Below are 16,187 nucleotides of genomic sequence, written 5' to 3'. Positions count from 1 at the left end.
TGGAAGCGCAGTAATGTGTGGAGCTGACCGGTACTAATAGGCCGAGGACTTGACCGCAAAGCATACTTTCTGAAGTGTTTGCTCGCGTCCACTAGGCAATTCTGAGGCAGCAAGCGGTTTCGTTTGTTTGTTTCATAGGGTTACGGCGGTTATGGCGAAGGGGAAACACCCGGTTACATTCCGAACCCGGAAGTTAAGCTCTTCAGCGCCGATGGTACTGCACTCGGGAGGGTGTGGGAGAGTAGGTCGCCGCCGGACATTTTTGAGTGAGGGCCGTCCTTCGGGGCGGCCCTTTCTGTTTTCGGGGTGTGGGGGGTCGTCTTCCGGGGCGGCCTCGTTCCCGGGGAATGGGACCCTTCCGGGGTTCCCGCGGGCACGTCGGGACCCTGCTGCCGGAGTCAGTAGGCTTGGGGCGTGGACTATCGAGCGGTTGAACGAGCAATCATGGAACGCGGCGTGGAGTGGAACTTCGAGCCCACTCTGGACAGGATCGCCGCGCTCATGGACCTCCTCGGCTCGCCGCAGCACGCGTACCGGGTCGTCCACGTCGCGGGCACGAACGGCAAGTCGAGTACGACGCGAATGATCGAGACCATCCTGCGTGAGCGGAACCTCCGCGTCGGCCGGTTCACAAGCCCTCATCTGATCTCCATGCGCGAGCGCATCTGCGTCGACGGTGTTCCGTTGAGCGAGGAGCGTTTCACCGAGGTCTACGAGGACATCGCCCCCTACCTGGAGATGATCGACGCCCAGGGCAGAAGGCTGTCCTTCTTCGAGACGCTCACCGCGATGGCCTTCGCCGCCTTCGCCGACGCCCCCGTGGACGTCGCGGTCATCGAGACCGGCATGGGCGGCAGTTTCGACGCCACCAACGTCGCCGACGGCACGGTGGCCGTCATCACGCCCATCTCCCTGGACCACGTCGACTACCTGGGCCCCGACATCGCGACCATCGCGGGGGAGAAGGCCGGCATCATCAAGCCGGGGGCGACCGTCGTGCTGGCCCAGCAGGAACTGCCCGCGGCCGAGGTGCTGCTGCGCAGGGCGGCGGAGACCGGGGTCACCGTCGCACGCGAGGGCCTGGAGTTCGGGGTTCTCGGCCGTGAACTGGCGGTCGGAGGGCAGCTGCTCCACCTGAAGGGCCTCAAGGCGGACTACGAGGAGGTCCTGCTGCCGCTGTACGGCGCGCACCAGGCGGGCAACGCCGCCTGCGCGCTGGCCGCGGTCGAGGCGCTGACGGCCGGCGACGAGGTGCTCGACCCCGAGCTGGTCCGCCAGGCGTTCCTGCAGGTGCGTTCGCCCGGCCGGCTCGAGGTCGTACGGCGGGGCCCCACGGTCCTCGTGGACGCCGCGCACAACCCCGGAGGCGTCCGGGCGACGCTGGAGGCCGTGCACGAGTCCTTCGGCTTCTCCCGGCTCATCGGCGTGGTGGCGATGTTCGGTGACAAGGACGTGCGGGCCATGCTGGAGCTGATGGAGCCCATGGTCGATGAGATCGTGGTGACACGGAACTCCTCGCCGCGCTCCATGCAGGTCGACGAGCTCGGGGCACTCGCCGAGGACGTCTTCGGGATCGACCGGGTGCGCCGGGCCGACCGGCTCGACGACGCCATCGACATCGGCATCGGCCTGGCAGACGAGGCCGGGGAGTTCGCCGGGGCAGGTGTTCTGATCACCGGATCGGTCGTCACGGCGGGAGACGCGCGGTTGCTGCTCAAGGCGGGGGACGCCGGATGAGCCGGGCGGAGGGAAGACGGAAGATGATCACTGTCACTCCGGGCATGCGGCGGCTCTGCGCCAGTGTCCTCGGGATGGAGGCGATCGTCGTCGGACTGATCACGCCTGTGGCGATCAACGTCCAGGGGGTCGCGCCGGTGACGGCGGTGACCGTCGGCATCGGCCTGGCGGTCCTCTGCGTGGCGGTCGCCGGGATGCTCAAGCGGCCCTTCGCCTACGTCGCGGGAAGCCTCCTGCAGGTGCTCGCGATCGCCTCGGGCGTCGTGGTCCCGATGATGTTCTTCCTCGGCGCGATCTTCACCGCGCTGTGGATTACGGCGATATTCGTCGCTCACCGTGTCGAGGGCGTGACTTCACGCTAAAGTCGGCCTACATGGCCGTCCCCCCAACTCAGCCGGCGCGGACGGTGACCGCCGCATCCGCGGTCCCGACGCACGCGCCCCGTTCATTCGCGTTGCTCGACGCGGTCCTCGGACTGCTCGTCGCGGTGGCGCTCCCGCTGGCGATCGTCGCCATCCCCAACACCATCTCGGTGGTGGCCGCGCTCCTTCCACCCGGCGTCTCGCAGATCGAGATGATCCGGGCGCACGGCCTGGCGCTCCCGTCGATGGTGATGACCGTTCCGCTGGCAGCGGTGATCGTGCGCCGGATGCGGGCCGCCCCCGTCCTGATGGCCGGGCTGGTGCTGCTCGCGGTCGCCGACGCCGCCGGAGGCTACGCGGACTCGGCCCCGCTGGTCGGCATCCTGCGCGGCGCGCACGGGATCGGCGCGGGCCTGCTCGTCCCCGCCACGCTGGTGGCGGTGTGGGAGCGGCCCCGGATCCTGCGGGCGGTGTGGGCGGGCATGCTCGCGACGAGCCTGCTCACGGCGCAGGCGCTGGCCCTGTGGCCGCTGGACGCGGCCACGTCCTGGCGGGTCACGCTGCAGCCGTACCCGTTGCTGACGGGCATCGCGCTCGTGCTGGCCGCCTGCTATCTCGTGCTCTGGCTGAGGAGCGGTGAGAGCGCGCCGGTGCTCCCGGGGCCGGGTACGGCGGAGCGGGGCCGGCTGCTGATGGCGGCCGTGCCGTCCATCGGCATCGCGCTCCTGGCACTGGGCACCACCTTCGACTGGTCGGCGGGGATGGTGGTCCTCACGGCCGTGCTGTCCGTCGCCGCGCTGCTGGGCCTGGCGTCCGCAGGGGCTCTGGAGGGAGCGGCCGGGCGGACCCTCGCCTACACGATGCTGGCGGTGGGAGCGGTGATCCTGCCCACGGCGGCCCAGGTCACCTATGTCGAGCTCGGCGGGCTGGGCGGTCCGGGGCTGTCCGGTCTGTGGCCCGCCTTCGTGCTCGCGGGGATCGGCGCGCTGGTCGCCGCGGCGCTGGTGAACCGGCTGGACGACGCCGTCATGCCCAAGGTCACGGCGGCCGGTCTGGTGGCCGTGGTGGTCGGGTTGTGCTCGGTGCGGTTCCTGCTTCCGGCCGCCGAGGGGCCCGTGCTGATCGCCCCGTTCGTGCTGCTGGCGGCCGGTGCCGCGGTGGCGCTCACCGCCGCCCTGCGCCTGTCCGGGGTGGGGGCCGCGCTCTTCGCGCTGGCGCTGTTCTTCCCCGCCGTGCTCGTCGGCTTCCTGCTGGGCAGCGGGATCCAGGTCTCCCGGTTGAAGGAGGCCACCTCCTCGCAGGGGCTGGTGGACGGGTTCGTGAGCGCCCTGCACCTGTGGGCGCTGTTCGGCGGGGGCCTGGTGGTCGTGGTGATCGTGCTCTGTGCGCTCCTGGCCCGCCGCACGGCGGCCGACCGGTCCGACACGGCCTCCGACACGGCCTCCGACGTGGCGCTCCCGGCACGGGACGGCGCGGGCGGCGGCGGAGCGGACGGAGAGAAGGTCCGTGCCACCGCCGACGCCTCCGGTGCGTCTTCCGAGGCCCTGAGCGGGACCCTGCCGCGGATCTCCGATGCCGGGCCCGCGCCGGTCCCCGCCCCGGTGGAGGACTCCCCGGACCGGACGCCGGACCGGGACAGCGAGGAGCGGCCCGTCTCGAGGTCTGCCGGGGAGCGGGCGTCCGCGGACCGGGAGCCGGAGGAGCCGGTCGCCGAGGATCCGTTGCCCGGAGGGGGAGCGGCGGACGCCGGTCCGGAGGAGGGCGGGACGCGTCCTCCCGGCGGGCCGGGCGGCGTTCCCGGTGGGGCCGGGGGCGCGGCGGGACTCACGGGCCAGGGGCCGGTCGTGCCCTCCCCCATGCCCTCGCCCGAGGACACGCTCGGTGACGGGCCCGGAGGCCGCTGAGGCGCGATGGGCCTCACGCTCCGTCACGGTGGAGCGGCCGGTCCGGGGGAACGGCTGAGACGCGGTGCCGGTGCCGGGGCTCGCCCCTGCACCGCCGACCACGGGGGAACCGGCCGGGGGCGGTAAACTTCGCCCGTTCACCGCAGTCTGCGGCCCGATCCCGTTCGAAGGAGAACTTCAGTGTCCGAGCGCACTCTTGTCCTGATCAAGCCCGACGGTGTGAAGCGTGGCCTCGTCGGCGACGTGATCGCCCGCATCGAGCGCAAGGGCCTGAAGATCGTGGCGATGGACCTGCGCACCCTGGACGCCGAGACCGCCAAGGCCCACTACGCCGAGCACTCCGAGCGGCCGTTCTTCGGTGAGCTGGTCGAGTTCATCACCTCCGGCCCGCTCGTCGCCATGGTCCTGGAGGGCCCCCGCGCGGTCGAGGCATTCCGTGCCCTGGCCGGCCTGACCGACCCGGTGAAGTCCGCCCCCGGCACCATCCGCGGCGACCACGCCCTGGAGATCGGCGAGAACGTGGTGCACGGCTCCGACTCCCCGGAGTCCGCCGCCCGCGAGATCAAGATCTTCTTCCCGGACCGCTTCTAGTTCCGGCCCCGCAGGGCCCCGCCATCCCGGGGATGGCGGGGCCCTGTGCGTTTAGTGACAGGTGAGATTTTTCGGGACAGGACGCCTCAATATGGGCGCAAGTGGGTACACCCTGTCACGAGGCGAGTTCGCTCCGTAGTTCTCGCTGATGACCGACGGAAGGAAGGCGGCTTCCCCATGGGCAGCAAGCTCGCATTCCTCGGCCGCGACATGGCGGTCGATCTCGGCACCGCCAACACGCTCGTATACGTGCGGGGCCGTGGCATCATCCTCAACGAGCCCTCCGTCGTGGCGATCAATACCGTCACCGGGAAGATCGTGGCGATCGGCATCGAGGCCAAGCGCATGATCGGCCGGACTCCCGGCAACGTCGAGGCCGTCCGGCCGCTCAAGAACGGCGTCATCACCGACTTCGAGGTCGCCGAGCGCATGCTCCGCTACTTCATCCAGCGGGTGCACGTGCGCCGTCCCTGGGCCAAGCCGCGGATCATCGTCGCGGTCCCCAGCGGGATCACCGCCATCGAGCAGCGCGCGGTGAAGGAGGCCGGCTACCAGGCCGGGGCGCGGCGGGTCTACATCGTGGAGGAGCCGATGGCCGCGGCGATCGGCGCCGGACTGCCGGTCCACGAGCCGACCGGCAACATGGTCGTCGACATCGGCGGGGGCACCACCGAGGTGGCCATCATCTCGATGGGCGGCACGGTGACCAGCCAGTCGATCCGCGTGGGCGGCGACGAGTTGGACCAGGCGATCATCAACTTCGCGAAGAAGGAGTACTCCCTGCTGCTCGGTGAGCGCACCGCCGAGGAGATCAAGATCTCGATCGGCTCGGCCTGCGCGCTGCCCGAGGAGGGGCACGCCGAGATCCGCGGGCGCGACCTGGTCAGCGGCCTGCCGAAGATGGTCGTCGTCTCGGCCGCGGAGATCCGCGCCGCGATGGAGGAGCCGCTGCACGCGATCGTCGACGCGGTCAAGACCACGCTGGACAAGTGCCCGCCGGAGCTGTCGGGAGACCTGATGGACCGGGGCATCGTGCTGACCGGTGGCGGAGGGCTCCTGGCGGGGCTGGACGAGCGGCTGAGGGACGAGACGGGGATGCCGATCCACCGGGTGGACAACGCGCTCGACTCGGTCGTGCTGGGCACGGGCAAGTGCGTCGAGGACTTCGAGGCGCTGCAGCAGGTCCTCGTTCCGGAGCCGAGACGCTGATGAAGGACACACGCCAGGCACGGGCGACCGTGGGGCTGCTGCTCGCCTCGGCGCTGGTGCTCATGACAGTGGACCACCGGTCGGGGGAGGACTCGCCGCTCGGCCCGCTCCGCGGCGCCGGCGCGACGGTGTTCGGCACCGTCGAGCAGGTGGGTGCGAGCGCCGTGCGGCCGGTGGTGCGGTTCTTCGAGTCGCTGGCGGCCGCGCCCGAGGCGCAGCGCCGCGTGGAGCGGCTGCAGGCGGAGAACGCACGGCTCAAGTACGCGCTGTCGGCGCAGGCCATGGACCACCAGCGCTCGGCGGAACTGCGCCGGCTGCTGGGGCTGGCGGGCACCGGCGGCTACCGGATCGTGCCCGCCCAGGTGATCGCCCGGCGCGGCGTGCCCGGGTTCGAGGAGGCCGTCGAGCTCGACGTCGGCGGGTCCGACGGGGTGCGGCCGGAGATGACGGTGCTGAACGGTGAGGGACTGGTCGGCCGGGTGGTCCAGGTGGGGCCGTCCACCTCGACCGTCGCCCTGATCAGCGCTCCCGCCGCGTCCGTGGGCGCCCGGCTGGAGGGCAGCGGAGAGATCGGAATCGTCCAGGGCGCCGGGGAGAACGGCCGCCTGCTCCATTTCCGGCTGCTGGACTCGTCCACGCCGATCACCCCCGGCCAGCGGATCGTGAGCTTCGGCTCCCACCGCGGCGTGCCGTACGTGGCGGGGGTGCCGATCGGGGTGGTCGAGCGGGTGGAGGCGACGCCGGGTGAGCTGACCAGGGTCGCCTACGCCCGGCCGTACGCCGATCTGAGCGCGCTGGACGTGGTCGGCGTGGTGGTGCAGGCGCCGCGGCGGGACCCGCGGGACGCCGTGCTGCCGCCCGCCGGGCGGAGCGGCGGGAACGGAGGCACGCGGTGAACCGCGACATGCTCGCGGCGGGAGTGCTCCTGCTGCTGATGGTCGTGCAGGTGACGTTCGTCAACCGCCTGCCGCTGCCCGGCGGCGCGGTGCCCGACCTGGTGATGCTCGGCGTGGTGGGCTACGCCCTGGCGCGGGGGGCCAGGGAGGGGGCCCTCATGGGGTTCGGGGCGGGGCTGCTCGGCGACATCCTGCCTCCGGTCGCGCACGAGATGGGGCAGTACGCGCTCGTGCTGTGCCTGCTCGGCTTCGTCACCGGCCGCTGGGCGGAGAGCCGCCCGGAGGCGGGACTGGCGGCGGCGCTGGGCTGTGCGGCGCTCGGACCCGCGGTCGCGGTGGTGGTCGGCGTGGTCTTCGGCGGCGCGGACGCCGGCGTGGTGGCCCTCGCCGGCTCGCTGCCCCCGGTGATGCTCTGCAACGTGCTGGCCGCGCCGGTGCTGGTCTGGACGATGACGAAGGTCGTCCACGGCCGGGAGCGGACCGCGCGGCCGGCGGGACGTCTGGCGGGAGGCCGCCCGTGATCAGGATGAGGCGACGGCTGGTCGCGCTGCAGCTGCTGATGGTCTCGCTGCTGGTGCTGCTCATCGCGCGGCTCTGGCAGGTGCAGGTGGTGGACGGCGCCAAGTACGCGGCGGCGGCGACCGAGACGCGGACGCGCGAGGTCGTGGTGCCCGCCGTACGGGGGCGGATCCTCGACTCGGCGGGACGGCCGCTGGTGCGCAACCGGACCACGCTGGTGATCTCGGTGGACCGCACGGAGCTGGGCCGGATGGAGGACGGGGGCAGGGCCGTGCTGGAGCGGCTGGGCGCCGTGCTCGGCCGTGACCCTGAGGAGCTGCGGCTGCGGATGCGGCCGTGCGACGCCAAGGTCTCCCGGCCGTGCTGGGCGGGTTCGCCGCACCAGCCGATCCCGGTCGACGCGGACGTCAGCACGGCGCAGGCGCTGCAGATCATGGAGCGGCGGGAGCTGTTCCCCGGGGTCAGCGCCGAGACGCAGGCCGTACGGGACCATCCGGGCGGCAGCGCGGCCGTGCAGGCGCTGGGCTACCTGCAGCCGGTCACGAAGGAGGAGCTGGAGCGGCGCGAGGGCCTCAAGGCGGAGTTCTCCGGCGTCGACATGGCGGGCCGGGACGGGCTGGAGGAGGTCTACGACGACGAGTTGCGCGGCACCCCCGGCAGGCGCCGGGTCCAGGTGGACCGGCTCGGCCGGGTGCTCGGCGTCGAGCACGAGACGCCGGGCAAGCCCGGCCTGACGCTCATCACCAGCCTCGACGCCAAGGTGCAGGCCGTCGCGGAGAAGGCCATCGCCGAGGCGATGAAGTCCGCGCCCAAGGCCGACGGCGCGGCGGCGGTGGTGCTGGACGCCCGGACCAGCCGGGTCATCGCGCTGGCCAGCGCGCCGACCTACGACCCGAAGGTCTGGGCCGGGGGCATCCGCGAGGAGGAGTACGAGCGGCTGCTGTCGGACGAGGCGGGCAAGCCGCTGGTGTCGCGGGCGATCAAGGGGGAGTTCGCCCCCGGATCGACGTTCAAGATGTCGTCGGTGGCCGCGATGTTCCGGGCCGGCTACCCGATGAACGGCCGCTACAACTGCCCCGGCGTCTACATGGTGGGCAGCCGTGCCTTCCACAACTTCCGAGGCCGGTCGCTGGGCTCCATGACGCTGCACACGGCCCTGGTGAAGTCGTGCGACACGATCTTCTACCGGGCGGCCTACGAGCAGTGGCTCAAGGACGGCGGGCTGCGGCCCAAGGGCAAGCCGAAGGAGGTGATGGCCAGGACGGCGCGGGCCTTCGGGTTCGGCCGCCCCACCGGGGTGGACCTGCCCGGCGAGTCGCCGGGGCGCATCCCCGACCGGGCCTGGAAGAAGCGGACGTGGGCCGCGACCAAGGACGTCAACTGCAAGAACGCCGAGGACGGCTACCGGGACCTCGCCAAGACCGACGGGGGCCGGGCCGCCTTCCTCACCCGGCTGGCGCACGAGAACTGCCTGGAGGGGTACCTGCTCCGCCCGGGTGACGCGGCCAACTTCTCCATCGGCCAGGGCGACGTGCTGGTGACGCCGCTGCAGCTGGCGGCGGCGTACGCGGCGCTGGTCACCGACGGCAGGCTGCGCAGCCCCCGGCTGGGCTGGGCGCTGGTCGAGCCGGACGGCACCAAGGTCAGGGAGATCGAGGTGCCGGTGCGGGGGACGCTGCCGATCTCCGCGGCCGAGCGGGCCTACATCAAGCGGGCGCTGAGCCAGGTGGCCTCCGACGGTACGGCCGCAGGGGCGTTCCAGGGGTTCCCCATGAAGAAGGTGCGCATCGGCGGCAAGACCGGCACCGCCGAGGTGTACGGCAAGGCCGACACCTCCTGGTTCGCCTCGTTCGCGCCCGTGGAGGACCCGCGCTTCGTGGTCGTCGCCATGGTCTCCCAGGGCGGCCTGGGCAGCGCGGCCGCGGCGCCCGCCGTACGGAAGATCTACGAGGGCATCTACGGGTTCACCCCGAAGGGGAAGCCGGCGCCCAAGGCGCTCCCGGCCGGGGCGCCCCCGGCCAGGCCCCCGGTGATCAAGAAGGACGGGACGCTGACATGGTGAGCCGGGCGGTGGCCGCGGCGGACCGCTCGTTCGGCCGCCGGGCCGCGGGAGTGGCCGCGCAGGTGCGGCGGGCGGACGGGGTGCTGGCGGTCGCGGTGCTGGCGCTCGCGGTGATCAGCGTGCTGGCGGTGTGGTCGTCCACCCGGACGTGGGCACCCGGAGCCACCGGCCTGGTCAAGAAGCACATCCTCAACCTGGGGGTCGGGACCGCGCTGGCGGTGGCGGTGACGGCGGTGAACCACCGGGTGATGCGGGCCTACGCGCCGCTGGTCTACCTCGTGGCGCTGGCCGGACTGGTCCTGGTGATCACCCCGGTCGGCTCGGAGGTCAACGGCGCCCACTCCTGGATCATGCTGGGCGGCGGCTTCGCCTTCCAGCCGTCGGAGTTCGCCAAGCTCGCCCTGGTGCTGATGCTGGCCACGCTGCTGGCCCAGCCCGCGGAGGGCAGCGACCGGCCGCGCGGGGCGGACGTGCTGGTCGGTCTGGTGGTGGCCGCCGTGACGATGGGACTGGTCATGTTCCAGCCCGACTTCGGCACCACGATGGTGCTGGGCGTGATCACGGCGTCGGCGCTGGTCGTCAGCGGGATGCGCAAACGCTGGCTGGTCCTGCTGGTGCTCGCGGTGGCCGGGGCGGGACTGGCCGTGTGGCGGCTCGAGGTGCTGGAGCCGTACCAGGTGGCCCGCTTCACCGCCTTCCTGGACCCGTCCACCGACCCCAGGGGCGTCGGCTACAACAGCACCCAGTCGCTGAACGCGGTCGGGTCCGGGCGCGTGTTCGGCAAGGGCCTGTTCGGCGGCGGCCAGACGATGGGCCGGTTCGTGCCCGAGCAGCACACCGACTTCATCTTCACGGTGGTGGGGGAGGAGTTCGGGTTCCTCGGCTCGGCCACCGTGGTGGTGCTGCTCGGGGTGGTGCTGCTGCGGGCGCTGCGGATCGCGCGGCGGTGCGAGGACCGGTTCGGCCTGATCGCGGCCGGCACGATCGTGTGCTGGCTGGCCTTCCAGACCTTCATCAACGTCGGCATGACGATCGGGATCATGCCGATCACCGGTCTTCCCCTGCCGTTCCTCTCCTACGGGGGCACCGCCACGTTCACCAACATGATCGCGATCGGGCTGCTCCAGGCGATCAACCTGCGTGCGCGCCTGTGACCTCCCGGATGCCCCGGGCGCGCGTTACATGAGAACCGTCCGCATGTGCGTGGAATCCGGCTCTCACTGGTGCCCGGCCCGTCAAGGGAACATTCTGGGAACGACGACGGAACTCGCGATGACGGAGGGGCCGTGACATCGGAGCTCGCCGAGCGGGAGCGCGCGCTGGAACTGCTGCGCACCGCGTTCCCCGACTACCGGATCGTGTTCAGCAAGGGCAGGTGGGCCGCGGTGTCGGCGGGCGACCCGCCGGTGGTCTGGTTCGCCGGCACCCCCGGCGGCCTGTGCGGGCAGCTCTTCCAGGCGCAGCTCCGCAACGGCGGGACGGTCGTGCCCTTCCAGGACGGGAGCGGAGGCTCCGCGCGGTGAGAGCTCTGCGCGGCGGGCTCTCACTGCCGGCGGCGGCGCCCGGAGGACTAGCGTGAGGACGATCGCGGAAGACGGCCGGGGAGGAGCCCGATGACACAGAGTCCGCGTGGCGGGGACCGCGCCACGCTGGCCTACGCGACGATCATCCGCAACCGGACGCTGGCCGAGCTGTCCGGCCCGCCGACGGCGGCCGTCATCCAGCGGATGGTGGACGAGATCCACGCCTGCGCCCCGCAGCAGACCAGGTTCAAGTGCTGGCGGCTGGCGCACGGGTGGACCGTGGAGGAGGCCATCGAGCACTTCCACGCCATGTGCGACCGGCAGGGCATCAAGCGGCGCGGGCTCAGCGAGCGCTCCTGGCGGGAGTGGGAGGCGGGGGCGCGGCCCGACCGCGACTACACCGACCTGCTCTGCCGGCTCTTCGAGACCGGCCCGGTCCAGCTGGGCTTCGCCCAGGACTACACACCGGAGGAGCTGCGCGCCGCGCCGTCGTCGCCGCCCGCGCTGGACCTGATCGCGGCGGCGGCGGAGGAGGCGGGCAGCCACGCGGAGCTGGCCGAGGCGAGCGAGCTGGGCTCCGGCGCGCTGGAGCGGCTGCGCGCGCAGGTCGTCTGGATCGGCAAGCGCTACGTCTCGCAGCCGCCGCTGCCGCTGTTCGTGGAGATGCGCGAGTTGCAGGAGCGCACCCGCAAGGCGCTGGACAAGCGCATCCATCCGGGCCAGGCCCGCGAGCTGTACTTCCTGACCGGGGTGCTGTGCGGCCTGATGGCCAACGTCAGCATGGACATGGACCGCCGGGTCCCCGCCGACACCCTGGCCCGGGCGGCGTGGACCTACGGCAAGGTGGCCGGGCACCCGGCGCTGATGGGCTGGGCCCGCGGGATGCAGTCGTCGGTGGCGCTGTGGGACCGGCGCTACGCGGACGCGGCGCGGTACGCCGAGGAGGGCCTGACCCACCTGTGGGCGGGGTCGGGGGCGACCCGGCTGCACATGCTGCGGGCCCGCGCCTACGCGATGCAGGGCCGGGGGGCGGAGGCGTCCGACGCGCTGGCGCGGGCGGCGGACGCCCGCGCCGCCGGAGGCGACGAGCTGCACGACGAGATCGCCGGGGAGTTCGCCTTCCGGCCGGCCAAGGAGTGCTACTACGCGGCGGTGACCCACCTGCACCTGGGCGACCCGGTCGAGGCGATCTCCGCGGCGCGCCGGTCGCTGGCGCTGTACGCCGCCGGGGACCCGGAGAACCGCTCCTACGGCTGCGAGTCGATGGCGAGCGCCCACCTGGTGGTCGCCCACCTGATGGAGGGCGACACCGCGGGGGCGGAGGAGGCGATGGAGCCGATCCTCGCCCTCCCGCCCGACCGGCGGATCGGCAGCCTGGGCACCACGCTGGGCACCGGCCGCGCGCTGGCCGCCGGACGGCCGGACGGCGAGCGGATGGCCCGCCGGATCGAGGGCTTCTGCGCCGTGGGCCTGCCCCAGCAGGCGCGGCACGCGATCTCCGAGAGGAGCCGGGGATGACGATCGCAGCCGAGGGGGAGGTCCTCGACCGGACCGCGGACGCCGCGCTCGGCCGGGCCTGCCGCCTGGCCGGGCTGGACGCGCGGGGCGCCGCGCTGCTGCGCGACTTCGCCAACGCCGTCTACCACCTGCCCGCCGAGCGGGTGGTGGTACGGCTGACGCAGGCGCGGCCGGGCAGGTACGACCGGCTGGCCGTCTCCGTGCGGGTCACGCGCTGGCTGGCCGGGCAGGGCTTCCCCGCGGTCCGGCCGCTGGACGTCCGGCAGCCGGTCGCCGCCGACGGCTTCCTCGCGACCTTCTGGCGCTACGAGGAGCACATCGGCCCGCTGCCGGACCCGGCGGCGCTCGGGCCGCTGCTGCGGCGGCTGCACGAGCTGCCCCCGGTCCCGTTCGAGCTGCCCGTGCACGATCCCTTCGGGCCGGTGCGCCGGGCGATCGACGCCAGCCGGGTGCTCGGCGAGGACGAGCGGAGCTGGCTGCTCGGCCGCTGCGACGACCTCGCCGAGGCCTACTACGAGCGGGTGAGGTTCGCGCTGCCGTACGGCCTCATCCACGGCGACGCGCACCGGGGCAACCTGATCCGGACCCGGAAGGGGCTGCTGCTGTGCGACTGGGACTCGGTGTGCGCCGGGCCGCGGGAGACCGACCTGATCCCGACGCTGCAGGGCGTGCGGTTCGGGCTGACCGAGCGCCAGCGCGCGAACTTCAGCCAGGCGTACGGCCACGATCTGACGGGCTGGGAGGGCTATCCGGTGATGCGCGACATGCGTGAGCTGCAGACCCTCACCGCGGTGCTGCGCAACGGCCACCGCGACCCGCGGGCCCGCGAGGAGCTGCGGCACCGGCTCGACTCGCTGCGAGCGGGCGACGACCGCCCGTGGCACCCTTTCTAGGCCGATACCCTTGAAGGTATGCCTGTCGAGTCACTGTTTCCCCGCCTGGAAGCGCTTCTGCCCAGGGTGCAGAAGCCGATCCAGTACGTCGGGGGTGAGCTCAACTCGACCGTCAAGGACTGGGACTCCGCCGGAGTCCGTTGGGCTCTGATGTACCCCGACGCCTATGAAGTGGGGCTGCCCAACCAGGGCGTCCAGATCCTTTACGAAATCCTCAACGAGCTTCCGGAGACGCTCGCCGAGCGGACCTACGCGGTCTGGCCGGACCTGGAGGCGCTGATGCGCGCCGAGGGCGTCCCGCAGTTCACCGTCGACGCGCACCGGCCGGTGCGGGCCTTCGACGTGTTCGGGATCTCCTTCTCCACCGAGCTCGGCTACACCAACATGCTGACCGCGCTGGACCTCGCGGGGATCCCGCTGGTGGCCGCGGACCGCGGCGACGACGACCCGATCGTGCTCGCCGGCGGCCACGCGGCCTTCAACCCGGAGCCGATCGCCGACTTCCTCGACGCCGCGGTGCTGGGCGACGGCGAGCAGATCGCCATCGCCATCACCGAGGTCATCCGCGAGTGGAAGGGCGAGGGATCGCCCGGCGGGCGCGACGAGCTGCTGATGCGGCTGGCCGAGTCCGGCGGGGTCTACGTGCCGAAGTTCTACGACGTCGAGTACCACCCGGACGGCCGGATCCGGCGGGTCGCACCGAACCGCCCGGGCGTGCCGTGGCGGATCCACAAGCACACGGTCATGGACCTGGACGAGTGGCCGTACCCGAAGAAGCCCCTGGTCCCGCTGGCGGAGACCGTGCACGAGCGGTTCAGCGTGGAGATCTTCCGCGGCTGCACCCGGGGCTGCCGCTTCTGCCAGGCCGGGATGATCACCCGTCCGGTGCGGGAGCGGTCCATCACCACGATCGGCGACATGGTCGACGCGGGCGTCAAGGCGTCCGGCTTCAACGAGGTCGGCCTGCTCAGCCTCTCCAGTGCCGACCACTCCGAGATCGGCGACATCGCCAAGGGCCTGGCCGACCGCTACGAGGGCACCAACACCTCGCTCTCGCTGCCCTCGACCCGGGTCGACGCCTTCAACATCACGCTGGCCAACGAGTTCTCGCGCAACGGCCGCAGGTCCGGTCTGACGTTCGCCCCCGAGGGGGGCTCGGAGCGCATGCGCAAGGTGATCAACAAGATGGTCACCGAGGAGGACCTGATCCGGACCGTCACCACCGCCTACAGCCAGGGCTGGCGGCAGGTGAAGCTCTACTTCATGTGCGGCCTGCCCACCGAGGAGGACGCCGACGTCCTGGCCATCGCCGACCTCGCCAAGAAGGTCATCCAGGCGGGCCGGGAGGCGACCGGCTCCCGCGACATCCGCTGCACGGTCTCCATCGGCGGGTTCGTGCCCAAGCCGCACACGCCGTTCCAGTGGGCGGCCCAGGCCGACCACGAGACGGTGGACCGCCGCCTGAAGGCGCTGAAGGACGCCCTCCGCGGCGACAAGGAGTACGGCCGCGCCATCGGTCTGCGCTACCACGACGGCAAGCCCTCGATCGTGGAGGGCCTGCTCTCGCGGGGCGACCGCCGGGTGGGCGCCGTGATCCGCGCGGTCTGGGAGGACGGCGGCCGCTTCGACGGCTGGAGCGAGCACTTCTCCTACCAGCGCTGGATGGACGCCGCGGCCAGGGCCGGGGTGGACGTCGACTGGTACACCACGCGCGAGCGCGAGGAGAACGAGGTCCTGCCCTGGGACCACCTCGACGCCGGTCTCGACCGCGAATGGCTCTGGCAGGACTGGCAGGACGCCGTCAGCGGCGGCGAGGTCGAGGACTGCCGCTGGACGCCGTGCTACGACTGCGGCGTCTGCCCCACGATGGGCACCGAGATCCAGATCGGCCCGACGGGCAGGAAGCTCCTGCCGCTGACCGTCGTGTGACGGTCCGCGCCGGCGCCGTGCCCCGCTCCTCCGCCGCGTTCTCCGCGGCGGGAGAGCGGGGCGGCGGCGCCGTACGCCTCCCCCGCCGGGAAGAAGCCCGCCTCACCGGAGGTTGTCTGAGGTAGACCGTGCCCGGCACGGTCCGCCCGAGACGAGACGACCGCGATCAGGAAGGATGACACCACTCTGAAACCCGTTCCCGATGGGCCCCCGCCCGCGCCGGTCGCGCAGCGCCTCCGTGTGCGCTACGCCAAGCGCGGCCGCCTGCGCTTCACCAGCCACCGTGACATCTCCCGGGCTCTGGAGCGCGCGCTCCGGCGCGCGGACGTCCCCGTGGCCTACAGCGCGGGCTTCTCGCCCCACCCGAGGATCTCCTACGTCGGAGCGGCCGCCCCGACCGGAGTCGCCAGCGAGGCCGAGTACCTCGAGATCAGCGTGACGCGGGAGTGCGACCCCGGCGGGCTGAGAGCCGCCCTGGACGCATCCCTCCCGCCCGGTCTCGACGTGCTCGACGTCGTGGAGGCGGGCCCGGGCAGCCTGGCCGACCGGCTGGAGTGCTCGGTGTGGCAGGTGCGGTTGCCGGGAGCCGACCCCGCCCTCGCCCGCGTGGCGGTGGAGCGGTTCAACGCCGCCGAGCGGATCGAGGTGGAACGCCTGACGAAGAAGGGCATGCGCCGCTTCGACGCGCGTGAGGCGGTGCTGAGCCTGGAGGCCTCGGAGGGAGCGGAGGCAACAGCAGGTCAGGCGTCCAGTCAGTCATGTGTCATACTTCGCATGGTTGTACGGCACGCAACTCCTGCCGTTCGACCCGACGACGTTCTCACTGGACTGCGTCTCGTGGCCGACTTCGCGCCGCCGGTGCCCCCCGAGGTGACCAGGCTGGCGCAGGGGCCGCTGGACGCGCGCACCGGTGCGCCCGCCGACCCGTTCGACCTGGACCGCGACAACACGCGCGGCGGTGACACGAGACCGGTGAGCGAACACGTCGGCGGCGACCTATAGGACTTGGCGCCGGGCCTCGGCCCGGCGGACATCGACAGACGA

The 16,187-nt window shown here is 72.3% G+C and carries 14 protein-coding genes and 1 rRNA gene; all 15 read left to right on the top strand.

The genetic code is table 11. The annotated features are described in order from the left end of the window. Window positions 1-141: 141 nt before the first annotated feature. The 15 genes from rrf to ABD823_RS20280 all read left to right on the top strand — a co-directional run bounded on the left by rrf (window position 142) and on the right by ABD823_RS20280 (window position 16,145). Window positions 142-258, top strand: a 5S ribosomal RNA gene (gene rrf / locus ABD823_RS20350). Window positions 259-444: 186 nt separating this feature from the next. Then, entirely contained in the window at window positions 445-1,737 is a 1,293-nt protein-coding gene (locus ABD823_RS20345; protein ID WP_344861901.1) for a bifunctional folylpolyglutamate synthase/dihydrofolate synthase, read from the top strand. A gap of 23 nt (window positions 1,738-1,760) precedes the next feature. Then, window positions 1,761-2,099, top strand: a complete 339-nt coding sequence (locus ABD823_RS20340) for a DUF4233 domain-containing protein (protein ID WP_344861899.1) — start codon at window positions 1,761-1,763, stop codon at window positions 2,097-2,099. Window positions 2,100-2,110: 11 nt separating this feature from the next. Further along, the gene (locus ABD823_RS20335) at window positions 2,111-4,003 is read left to right on the top strand and encodes a hypothetical protein (protein ID WP_344861897.1); all 1,893 of its coding nucleotides are present in this window, start codon (window positions 2,111-2,113) and stop codon (window positions 4,001-4,003) included. A gap of 180 nt (window positions 4,004-4,183) precedes the next feature. Next, on the top strand, window positions 4,184-4,594 hold the full coding sequence (gene ndk, locus ABD823_RS20330; RefSeq protein WP_344861895.1) for a nucleoside-diphosphate kinase: 411 nt from the start codon (window positions 4,184-4,186) through the stop codon (window positions 4,592-4,594). Window positions 4,595-4,771: 177 nt separating this feature from the next. Next, window positions 4,772-5,803 (top strand): rod shape-determining protein, encoded by a 1,032-nt coding sequence (mreB, locus tag ABD823_RS20325; RefSeq protein ID WP_344861893.1) that lies wholly within the window; start codon window positions 4,772-4,774, stop codon window positions 5,801-5,803. Beyond that, complete coding sequence (mreC, locus tag ABD823_RS20320; protein ID WP_344861891.1) at window positions 5,803-6,699, top strand: rod shape-determining protein MreC; 897 nt, start codon at window positions 5,803-5,805, stop codon at window positions 6,697-6,699. Before mreB ends, mreC begins: the two co-directional genes overlap by 1 nt. Beyond that, window positions 6,696-7,220 carry a rod shape-determining protein MreD gene (mreD, locus tag ABD823_RS20315; protein ID WP_344861889.1) on the top strand — a complete coding sequence of 175 codons (525 nt, stop codon included), beginning with the start codon at window positions 6,696-6,698 and terminating at the stop codon, window positions 7,218-7,220. The genes mreC and mreD overlap by 4 nt, the downstream gene beginning before the upstream one ends. A gap of 5 nt (window positions 7,221-7,225) precedes the next feature. After that, window positions 7,226-9,280 carry a penicillin-binding protein 2 gene (gene mrdA / locus ABD823_RS20310; protein WP_344861908.1) on the top strand — a complete coding sequence of 685 codons (2,055 nt, stop codon included), beginning with the start codon at window positions 7,226-7,228 and terminating at the stop codon, window positions 9,278-9,280. Further along, on the top strand, window positions 9,274-10,434 hold the full coding sequence (gene rodA / locus ABD823_RS20305) for a rod shape-determining protein RodA (protein ID WP_344861887.1): 1,161 nt from the start codon (window positions 9,274-9,276) through the stop codon (window positions 10,432-10,434). The genes mrdA and rodA overlap by 7 nt, the downstream gene beginning before the upstream one ends. A gap of 132 nt (window positions 10,435-10,566) precedes the next feature. Further along, window positions 10,567-10,803: a hypothetical protein gene (locus tag ABD823_RS20300; RefSeq protein ID WP_344861885.1), complete on the top strand. Its 237-nt coding sequence runs from the start codon at window positions 10,567-10,569 to the stop codon at window positions 10,801-10,803. A 90-nt stretch (window positions 10,804-10,893) separates the two neighbouring features. Beyond that, window positions 10,894-12,321 (top strand): NsdA family TPR-like regulatory protein, encoded by a 1,428-nt coding sequence (locus tag ABD823_RS20295; RefSeq protein ID WP_344861883.1) that lies wholly within the window; start codon window positions 10,894-10,896, stop codon window positions 12,319-12,321. Then, complete coding sequence (locus ABD823_RS20290; protein WP_344861881.1) at window positions 12,318-13,214, top strand: phosphotransferase family protein; 897 nt, start codon at window positions 12,318-12,320, stop codon at window positions 13,212-13,214. Before ABD823_RS20295 ends, ABD823_RS20290 begins: the two co-directional genes overlap by 4 nt. Window positions 13,215-13,232: 18 nt before the next feature. Then, entirely contained in the window at window positions 13,233-15,143 is a 1,911-nt protein-coding gene (locus tag ABD823_RS20285; protein WP_344861879.1) for a TIGR03960 family B12-binding radical SAM protein, read from the top strand. 240 nt (window positions 15,144-15,383) lie between these two features. Continuing rightward, complete coding sequence (locus ABD823_RS20280; RefSeq protein WP_344861877.1) at window positions 15,384-16,145, top strand: TIGR03936 family radical SAM-associated protein; 762 nt, start codon at window positions 15,384-15,386, stop codon at window positions 16,143-16,145. Window positions 16,146-16,187: the final 42 nt, after the last annotated feature.

The organism is Planomonospora alba (genome assembly GCF_039534085.1).
Taxonomy (GTDB): Bacteria; Actinomycetota; Actinomycetes; order Streptosporangiales; family Streptosporangiaceae; genus Planomonospora_B; species Planomonospora_B alba.
This window is presented reverse-complemented; position numbering and strand designations above follow the sequence as displayed.

Bases quoted from the DNA above. Each gene is read 5' to 3' on its own strand.
- ABD823_RS20345 (WP_344861901.1), top strand. From the start codon at position 445: ATGGAACGCGGCGTGGAGTGGAACTTCGAGCCCACTCTGGACAGGATC.
- ABD823_RS20340 (WP_344861899.1), top strand. From the start codon at position 1,761: ATGATCACTGTCACTCCGGGCATGCGGCGGCTCTGCGCCAGTGTCCTC.
- ABD823_RS20335 (WP_344861897.1), top strand. From the start codon at position 2,111: ATGGCCGTCCCCCCAACTCAGCCGGCGCGGACGGTGACCGCCGCATCC.
- mreB (WP_344861893.1), top strand. From the start codon at position 4,772: ATGGGCAGCAAGCTCGCATTCCTCGGCCGCGACATGGCGGTCGATCTC.
- mreC (WP_344861891.1), top strand. From the start codon at position 5,803: ATGAAGGACACACGCCAGGCACGGGCGACCGTGGGGCTGCTGCTCGCC.
- mrdA (WP_344861908.1), top strand. From the start codon at position 7,226: ATGAGGCGACGGCTGGTCGCGCTGCAGCTGCTGATGGTCTCGCTGCTG.
- rodA (WP_344861887.1), top strand. From the start codon at position 9,274: ATGGTGAGCCGGGCGGTGGCCGCGGCGGACCGCTCGTTCGGCCGCCGG.
- ABD823_RS20295 (WP_344861883.1), top strand. From the start codon at position 10,894: ATGACACAGAGTCCGCGTGGCGGGGACCGCGCCACGCTGGCCTACGCG.
- ABD823_RS20290 (WP_344861881.1), top strand. From the start codon at position 12,318: ATGACGATCGCAGCCGAGGGGGAGGTCCTCGACCGGACCGCGGACGCC.
- ABD823_RS20285 (WP_344861879.1), top strand. From the start codon at position 13,233: ATGCCTGTCGAGTCACTGTTTCCCCGCCTGGAAGCGCTTCTGCCCAGG.